9 protein-coding genes are annotated in these 7,534 nt (G+C 56.5%); 1 reads left to right on the plus strand and 8 read right to left on the minus strand.

Features of this window, described 5'->3' with window-relative positions:
- Window positions 1–295 precede the first annotated feature (295 nt).
- The 7 genes from ACTBDZ_RS12840 to ACTBDZ_RS12870 all read right to left on the minus strand — a co-directional run bounded on the left by ACTBDZ_RS12840 (window position 296) and on the right by ACTBDZ_RS12870 (window position 4,794).
- Window positions 296–727: a hypothetical protein gene (locus ACTBDZ_RS12840; protein ID WP_438815603.1), complete on the minus strand. Its 432-nt coding sequence runs from the start codon at window positions 725–727 to the stop codon at window positions 296–298.
- A gap of 268 nt (window positions 728–995) precedes the next feature.
- Complete coding sequence (locus ACTBDZ_RS12845; RefSeq protein WP_438815604.1) at window positions 996–1,679, minus strand: FAD-dependent oxidoreductase; 684 nt, start codon at window positions 1,677–1,679, stop codon at window positions 996–998.
- Entirely contained in the window at window positions 1,676–1,984 is a 309-nt protein-coding gene (locus ACTBDZ_RS12850) for a (2Fe-2S)-binding protein (RefSeq protein WP_438815605.1), read from the minus strand. Before ACTBDZ_RS12850 ends, ACTBDZ_RS12845 begins: the two co-directional genes overlap by 4 nt.
- The gene (locus ACTBDZ_RS12855) at window positions 1,944–2,288 is read right to left on the minus strand and encodes an NAD(P)/FAD-dependent oxidoreductase (protein ID WP_438815611.1); all 345 of its coding nucleotides are present in this window, start codon (window positions 2,286–2,288) and stop codon (window positions 1,944–1,946) included. The genes ACTBDZ_RS12850 and ACTBDZ_RS12855 overlap by 41 nt, the downstream gene beginning before the upstream one ends.
- A gap of 44 nt (window positions 2,289–2,332) precedes the next feature.
- Window positions 2,333–2,809 (minus strand): FAD-dependent oxidoreductase, encoded by a 477-nt coding sequence (locus tag ACTBDZ_RS12860; protein ID WP_438815606.1) that lies wholly within the window; start codon window positions 2,807–2,809, stop codon window positions 2,333–2,335.
- Between the two features lie 25 nt (window positions 2,810–2,834).
- Window positions 2,835–3,572: an aspartate/glutamate racemase family protein gene (locus ACTBDZ_RS12865; RefSeq protein WP_438815607.1), complete on the minus strand. Its 738-nt coding sequence runs from the start codon at window positions 3,570–3,572 to the stop codon at window positions 2,835–2,837.
- A gap of 13 nt (window positions 3,573–3,585) precedes the next feature.
- Window positions 3,586–4,794: a MalY/PatB family protein gene (locus ACTBDZ_RS12870; RefSeq protein WP_438815608.1), complete on the minus strand. Its 1,209-nt coding sequence runs from the start codon at window positions 4,792–4,794 to the stop codon at window positions 3,586–3,588.
- A gap of 248 nt (window positions 4,795–5,042) precedes the next feature.
- Between ACTBDZ_RS12870 and ACTBDZ_RS12875 the strand changes: the two genes are divergently transcribed.
- Entirely contained in the window at window positions 5,043–5,741 is a 699-nt protein-coding gene (locus ACTBDZ_RS12875) for a GntR family transcriptional regulator (RefSeq protein WP_438815609.1), read from the plus strand.
- 38 nt (window positions 5,742–5,779) lie between these two features.
- Here the strand turns inward: ACTBDZ_RS12875 and ACTBDZ_RS12880 are convergent, their stop codons facing one another.
- Window positions 5,780–7,387: an ABC transporter substrate-binding protein gene (locus ACTBDZ_RS12880; RefSeq protein ID WP_438815610.1), complete on the minus strand. Its 1,608-nt coding sequence runs from the start codon at window positions 7,385–7,387 to the stop codon at window positions 5,780–5,782.
- Between the last annotated feature and the right edge of the window lie 147 nt (window positions 7,388–7,534).

Below are 7,534 nucleotides of genomic sequence, written 5' to 3' on the forward strand. Positions count from 1 at the left end.
ATGAGTTCAGTATTGGTGACAGACCACCACAAGTATCCAACCTCAATTCTATTCACAAGACCATCGTTGATGTTCTCGGCGAGCGATACCGTCGAATTTATTCTTAAAGTAGGTGCGGAATGACGGTATTAAAGAAGCGTTCGCACAATTGAAAATTGCCGAGGTCATCGGCGATAAGTGTATTGAAGAGATTTAACGTCTATCCCCTTTGCACCTTGGGCTGTACCCGACAGTGCACGCGCTGCCCGCGTCCAAACGGGCTGCGCCAATAACGCCTACTGGAACCGGCCAATATTTATGTCTCGCTATCGTCACCGCTGAGTGCCAATTGCGCCAACGTGACGGGCTTAAGGGGAAAACGGGCGCGCGCGTATACGGTTTCTGATACGTGGCGCTGCTGCGTTTCGGCCAGAATAACCGCCGCGTTGTGTCCGCACATCCGTCCCTGACAGGGGCCCATGCCGCAGCGGGTAAACGCTTTCAACTGATTCATGCCGATGCAACCCGCGCGCGGCCTGACGAATTTCCCCGGCATCACCTGTTCACAGCGGCAGATGGTCACGTCGTCATGGGGTTTTTGTGCCTGTTTGGGAATGGGATAAAGCGCTGCCAAAAAGGGGCGCAGCGAACGCAGCGCGGCGCGCTGTTGCCGCAGTTCAGTACATTGTTGCTGATAGTCATCTTCTGCGAGCTTGCCCGCTGAGCATTGCCGCTTCTCCGCCCTCAATGCCGCCCGCGTCTCCTGCCAGATAGATACCGGATTGGCTGCTTTCCTAGCGTTCGTCTACTTCCGGCTGCCAGTGGTGTTGCTCATCATTCCAAACCAGTTTGCAACCGAGGGCATTGGCGCACTGCGTGGCCGGAATCACCCCGATATGGCTTAATACCGTGAGGTAACGCGCTGTATCGGATGGCCCCGATGGGAAAAGAGCACGGCGGTGACCTGCGTTTCTCCTTCGATGGCAATATCGGTCACACCGGAATAATAAGGCACTTTAGCGCGTTGCAGTTCGCGCAGTAGCTTGATGCCTTTGAACAGATCGCGCGAGGTATGACGTAATGCCTTCGGCAAGCGTGGTAGTGCCCACAAGTAATCCTGCGGGCGCGTGGTGTCCAGCACCGCTTGAATTCGGCCTCCCGCGCGGATCACCTGTGCGGCGAACAGTAGCAACAGTGGGCCGTTGCCCACCAGAATGCTGTCCGCAGGGGGTAACAATCCCGCTGATTTCATTTAATAGCTGTGCGGCACCCACCGTCATCGCACCAGGTAATGTCCAGCCCGGCAGTGGAAAACTGCGTTCTTGTGCGCCAGTGGCCAGCAGAATAAAACGAGCCTGCACTATATGTTGACGCGGGGACTCGCCCTGTTCCAGCAGATAGGCTTGTTTCTCCGGTGTCACCTGCCAGACGGCAGTACGTGCCAGATAGCGTACGCGGGGAGAGAAGGCAACTTCTGCCAGGCTACGGCGTGCGCTGTACTCTTCGCCGAACAGAGTTTGTGGATTGGCAAACGGTGACTGGGTGACCTGTCGCAGCAGTTGGCCGCCCGGCAATGGGTTTTCATCGGCCAGCCAGACGGATAAGCCTGCTGCGCTGGCGATCTGCGCGGCTTTCAGCCCGGCCGGGCCTGCGCCAATAATCAGCAGGTCGCACGTATTCACTGTAGTGGTCTGGGTCATGATAGCACCCTCGCGCCCTGGGGCAGGGTCACTCTCATACCGTCACGCACTGGCGTCATGCAAGATTGCACGTTGGGAATATCATCTACCGTGACACGACATTCGAAGCAGACACCCATCATGCAAAACGGGCCGCGCGGTTTCTGATCAATGGCAGTATGGCGTGTGGTGGTGATGCCGTTTGCCAGCAGCGCGGCGGCCAGCGTCCAGCCAGCGCGTGCGGTAATTGGCTCATCGTTCACCCACAGGGTGATTTGCGGTGCATCAACCGTGGGTAGCGGCTGGAACCGGGAAACGCTGGACATGAAATACCTCGAAAAGTGAAGGAAGTGCACCGCCTAAAATCCACGCCGGAAGCAGCTCGCTATGCAGCGCTGCCAGCGTAACACCGCTGTGGCAAGTGACGGCAAAGGCGCCGGGGTAGCGACGGGATTCATCATAAACCGGCAAACCATCTGGCGTCATGATACGCAACGCCCCCCAGGTGCGTACAATCTGTGCGTGGGCCAGACAGGGGAAAGCGCGTATTGCCCGTTGGGCAATCTGCTGTTGAACCTCGGGCTGCGTCCGGGTGTTAAACCCGACGTGCTCTTGCGAGTCCCCAATCATCACCGTGCCCGCCTGCTGAAAGGCGTAGGACAGTGCGCGCAGCGTCAGCAGCGGATTGACATGGCCGTCATGGGGGAATAGATGGCACCGGCTATCTGGTGTGATGCTTCAGGCACATGTTGGCGCAGCGTGGCGTTATCCCATACCTCATAGTGAAAATCCGGGTTGCCCTGTTGCAGCTTGCTGACGTTGCGTATCGCGCTGTCCAGCGCATCGGATGTTAAGCAGAAATTGATGCCGCCGGGCTGAGACAACCCGCAATCAATACCGGTTTCAGTGCGTAGGCGCTGCGCAAAGTCGGGCCAGCGCGTGGATGCCAGACAGGAGAGTTGGCTGTAAGGCGGACAATTGACGCCTTTGCCCTGCACCCAAATCAGACCGAAGTTGCCGCGCGAGGCGCGAAAATCCGTGTCGCCCCCGTCGAGAATCGCGGTATGGGCGCGTTGGCGCTGCAAACCATAAGCGATGGCGTGGCCGACGATGCCGCCGCCGATCACGATAACGTCATAGCGTTGTGTCATGAAGGGGTTACCTGATGAAAACCTGTTACCGACACCAATTGTCTCCCCCGTCATAAGCTCGCGGTTGCAGAGCGCCATAAAACCAGCGAACCAGTGTTACGGTGTCGAATACCGGCAAACCAAAGCGGGCATGCAACGTGGCACTGAAGGGAGCCAGGTTGGTGCATTCGAGAACCAACGCCCCGGTTTGCGGGTAGCGATACAGCGCCTGCTGCGCGGTAGCCAGCACTTCTTGCTGTAAAATAGCATACGGGACTCTGTCGTCACCGTCACGAATTGAACGCACAAACTCAGAGTCCGGGGCCATTCCCACCACGTGCGCATCGCCGGGGATACCGACTTTTTCCAGATAATCGCCGCGCAGCGCACGATCGTCGAAGGTCAAAATCAGCGGTGTTTTCCCGGCGGGAAGCAGGCGCTGCACCAGCGGGTATTGCAGCAGGCTGCTGGTGACAATCGGCACCGGTGACCAGGCTGCCAACTCTTGCTGGTAGTAGGAGAGGAAGCCGCAACTGGTGGTCAACCCATCAACGCCCTCGTCGATTAATGCCTGTGCCGCACGTTTGAATGGCTCCAACAAGTCGTGTTGATAGAGGTGTCCCATCCGTTGTGGGATGGCCTCTTCCACCACCCGATAGCGTACCGGAAACGGCCAGGTGCCGGGGTTACCAATATCGCCCAGATAGCGGCGAAAGTGGGTTTTCACCATCAAAATACCGAGTGTGGTCTGTGGTGTGGCTAAGCCAGTGTGAATGTCTGACATGGTTAGGGTTCCGTTAAGCGCGCCGTGAGGCGGCAATCACTGCGTCCAGAATTTGTTGCAGCAGCGCCTTTGACGTGGCGAAGTTGAGGCGTGCAAAGGCTTCTGCGCCGGGGTTAAAGGTTTCACCCGCGCTGAGCGTCACTTTGGCATGCTCCAGATAATACGCGCCCGCGGCGGTCGGTAAGTGCAGTTCGCTAAAATCCAGCCAGGCGAAGTAGGTTGCCTCGGGGGTGTGGACGCGCACCTCTGGCAGTGCGGTGCGCACGGTGGTGATCACTTGCTCACGCCGTTCCAGCAGGTAATGGCGTGCACCTTCCAACCAACTGTGGCCGCGATCCCAAGCGGCCACGGTAGCATCAATTCCGATCCCGGAGGGATAGCCTAAAATCCAGGCGGGCAGACGTTGGGTAAAGCGCTGTTTTAACGCGCCGTCGCCGAAGTACATCAGTGCACAGCGCAGTCCGGCGATATTGAAACTCTTACTGGCTGAGTTCAGGGTGATGGTGCGCGCCGCAAGGCCCGGTGCTACCGTAGCAAACGGAATATGTTCCTGCCCGGGGTACACCAGATCGGCATGAATCTCATTGGCAATCACGATCAAATCATGGGCTTCGGCCAGTGCTGCCAGCTTTTCCAGCTCATCACGCCGCAGTGCTCGGCCGGTGGGGTTGTGTGGGTTACACAGCAGCAGGATGCGCGTGTTGGCATCAATCTGGTTGGCAAGATGATCGAAATCGATCTTATAGCCCTGACCGTTGTCCACCAGTGGGCTGGCCTGTAAGCGGCGGCCGGTGTCATTGATGGCATCATAAAAGGGCGGATAGCTGGGGGTTTGCAGCACAATACCGTCACCTGGCTCACTGAATGCCAGAATCAGCAAATAGACTGCCTGCACCAATTCGTTGAGCGCCAATACGTTGGCAGGGTCGGTTTCCCAGTCAAACTCGCGTGCGGTATAGCGACTGAAGGCGCGCGCCAGCAGATGTTCCGCCCGGTCGCGTTGCCAGTAAGGGTAGCCTGTATCCTGAGCCAGATACCAGTGACGTAATACGTCAGCAACGGCAGGCGCTGGGGCGAAGTCCATCTCCGCCACCCAAGCGGGGAGAATCTCCAGCGCGTGATACCGCCACTTCATGCTTTGGCGACGGCGCAGCGTTTCCAGCGGCAGCGTGTATTGCTCGGCAAACTGTTGCGCGATACCAGCATCGTAATGCGTGCTCATGTTATACCACCTGCGGGATGCGTTTCGGCAAGGGCATTTTCAGCCAGGAAACCGACGTATCAATACGCAGATGCATGAGGATTCCTTCTGTTTTATTTGCCGTTGACAAGCCAATCATGGTTGGCTAAGTTGCGGTCAAATTAACAAATATATATTTTATATTGTATAAACTTTATCAGCTATGCATTGCCATTTAACGCATATGGCAGTGTGGTTATCCTGGCCGATAAATCAGCAATGAGGTCGCTATGGATCAGACTGACGCAGCAAACCGGGCCAACCCGGCCCCCCTTCCCGCCGTGGTGGTTGACCGGAGGCCGCTGACCGACCGCGTGGCGGACTATGTGCGCGATCTGATCGTGCAGGATATCCTGCAACCCGGCGATCCCATCAATGTGCAAAGCATTTGCAGCACCCTACAAATTTCGCAAACTCCGCTGCGTGAAGCGCTGAAAATGCTGGCAGCCCAGGGGCTGGTGGATTTACGCCCCAATAAGCGCGTAGTGGTGGCGTCTCTGGCGGCGAATGAAATTGAAGACATGCTGGTGGTGTATACCGAAATGGAAAAACTGGCGGGTCGACTGGCGGCGTTGCAAGCGACACCAGACGATCTGCTCGCGTTGCAGCAGCAGGAACAGGCGCTGATAGCGGCGTTTCACGCAGGAGAATCGCTGCGCTATTTTCATGCCAACCAAGCCTTTCATCAGGCGTTGGTGCACGCTTCGCACAATGCCACACTGATCGAGCTGCACAATAATCTCAATGCCCGTCTGTATCGCACGCGTTTCAAAGGAAATCAGTGGAATGCGCGCAGCGGTGATTGGCAGCGCGTGGCTGAAGAGCACAGTAAAATTCTGCGCGCCATTGAGACGCGCAACGGCGATCTGTGCGCGGAACTGCTGGCTCGCCACCTGAACGGTGCGCGTGCCTCCTTGCACGCGGACTGATCCGGTTAGCCTCCCCCGCTGATATAAAGGGGAGCCTCTTACGGTTTAGGTTCTACCCATACTCCCGCCAGATTCCCTTCAACACCATCTGCCGTTGGCGAATGGTCGTGAACGCGCGGGTTGTAAATGGTGATGAACTGCGGAGACAGCAGGTTAATGTCCGGTGCGTCATGCATTACGATCTGCTGGAACTGGCGGAATTGCGCAATGCGTTTGGCATTGTCGTTTTCTGTCTGCGCCGCTTCCAGCAGGCGATCGACTTCGGGGTTAACGTAGTGCGAGGTGTTGGAGAACGGCAACCCAATGCGGTAGTTCTTCGACCAGTAGAGACGCTGTACGCCTGCGGTAGGATCGTATAAGTTGGCGAACATGTTCAGCGCCAGCGCAAAGTCGCGATCGGTGTACACGCGTTTGGTGTGCGACGAAATGTCCGATGAACGCAGCGTTACCGCAACCCCGATTTTTGCCAGTGCCGCCCGTGTGAAATCGGCGATACGACGGAAAGCATCGCCATAGGTGTTGTAGTCCAGCGTGATGCTAAAGCGTGTGCCGTCTGCGCTGCGCGGGTATCCGGCTTCATCCAGCAGGCGGTTAGCGGCCGCCAGATCAAAGGGATACGGAGTCGGCGACGGATCGTGGAAGGTTTTCAAACCGGGGGCAACGGGAGATGCCGTCGGCGTCGCGAGGCCAAAGTAGGCAATGCGCACCAGTGCATCCCTGTCAATGGCGTGAGAAAACGCCTGGCGTACACGCAGGTCTTTGAAAATCTTGTCATCCAGATTGAATTGCAGCGATGCGACACTGTAAGAGTAATTGTTCCCTTTGGTTTCAAAGCCCAGCTCGCCCTCTTTCTTCAATCGGGCAATTTCACTCAGCGCAACCGGCGTTCGGTAAGCGATGTCCGCATCACCGGTTTCCAGCTCCAGCGTGCGCACCACGGCATCCGGCGAGAACTTGACGATCAACTGGTCCAGATAGGGTTTTGGGTTATCCCAGTAGTTGGGATTGCGTTTGTAGACAATATGGCTGCCGCGTACCCATTCGCTGAAAACATACGGACCGGTGCCGACTGGCGCATTGTTATTGGCATTTTTCAGCGGATCGCTGCCCGGCACGTCATGGATGTGTTTTGGCAGAATCGGTGTTTCACCGGCGGCAAACGCGCGCAGCAAATAAGGGGCAGGGTGTGATAACTCAAAGACGGCAGTCAGCGCATCGGGGGTTTTAATGTCGCTAACGTTAGCAAAGGTGCTTCTGGCGCGTGGGTGTATTTGTTTCAACAACTGGATGGAGTAGGCGACGTCAGCGGAAGTAAAAGGCTGACCGTCGTGCCACTTCACCCCCTGACGCAGATGAAAAGTATAGGTTTTGCCATCGGGGCTGATATCCCAGGATGTTGCCAACTGTGGCTGTGGATTAAGATCGTAATCGTAGGTCAGCAGCCCTTCCGTGACTTTGCCACTGACCGCAATCGCTGGTTGAGCGACGGTCGCGAGTGAAACCAGTGTGGATGGCTCACTGGACAGTATCAGCGTCAGTGCACCGCCGCGCTGCGGTGTGGTGGCAGCGTGCACGCTGGCAGCCAGCCATCCAGAAAGCAGCAGGGCGTTGCCTCCCCAGCGAGACAAACGGGTAAACCATGACATAAAACCTCCTGGTTGAAGATCAAAAAAAAAATGAGCGAATGAAATTCAACTTAACAAATATATATTTTATATTGTATAAACTTTATGGGATAACCAATTGCGTAAACTGGAAATGCACGCCACACGGCCTGTTTATGCCTACCATTA

The sequence above is a fragment of the Symbiopectobacterium sp. genome (assembly GCF_051710365.1).
Taxonomy (GTDB): domain Bacteria; phylum Pseudomonadota; class Gammaproteobacteria; order Enterobacterales; family Enterobacteriaceae; genus Symbiopectobacterium.

Excerpts from the sequence above, each read along its gene's own strand:
- ACTBDZ_RS12860 (WP_438815606.1), bottom strand. The coding sequence starts at position 2,809 with ATGACACAACGCTATGACGTTATCGTGATCGGCGGCGGCATCGTCGGC.
- ACTBDZ_RS12875 (WP_438815609.1), top strand. The coding sequence starts at position 5,043 with ATGGATCAGACTGACGCAGCAAACCGGGCCAACCCGGCCCCCCTTCCC.
- ACTBDZ_RS12870 (WP_438815608.1), bottom strand. The coding sequence starts at position 4,794 with ATGAGCACGCATTACGATGCTGGTATCGCGCAACAGTTTGCCGAGCAA.
- ACTBDZ_RS12850 (WP_438815605.1), bottom strand. The coding sequence starts at position 1,984 with ATGTCCAGCGTTTCCCGGTTCCAGCCGCTACCCACGGTTGATGCACCG.
- ACTBDZ_RS12845 (WP_438815604.1), bottom strand. The coding sequence starts at position 1,679 with ATGACCCAGACCACTACAGTGAATACGTGCGACCTGCTGATTATTGGC.
- ACTBDZ_RS12855 (WP_438815611.1), bottom strand. The coding sequence starts at position 2,288 with ATGATTGGGGACTCGCAAGAGCACGTCGGGTTTAACACCCGGACGCAG.
- ACTBDZ_RS12880 (WP_438815610.1), bottom strand. The coding sequence starts at position 7,387 with ATGTCATGGTTTACCCGTTTGTCTCGCTGGGGAGGCAACGCCCTGCTG.
- ACTBDZ_RS12865 (WP_438815607.1), bottom strand. The coding sequence starts at position 3,572 with ATGTCAGACATTCACACTGGCTTAGCCACACCACAGACCACACTCGGT.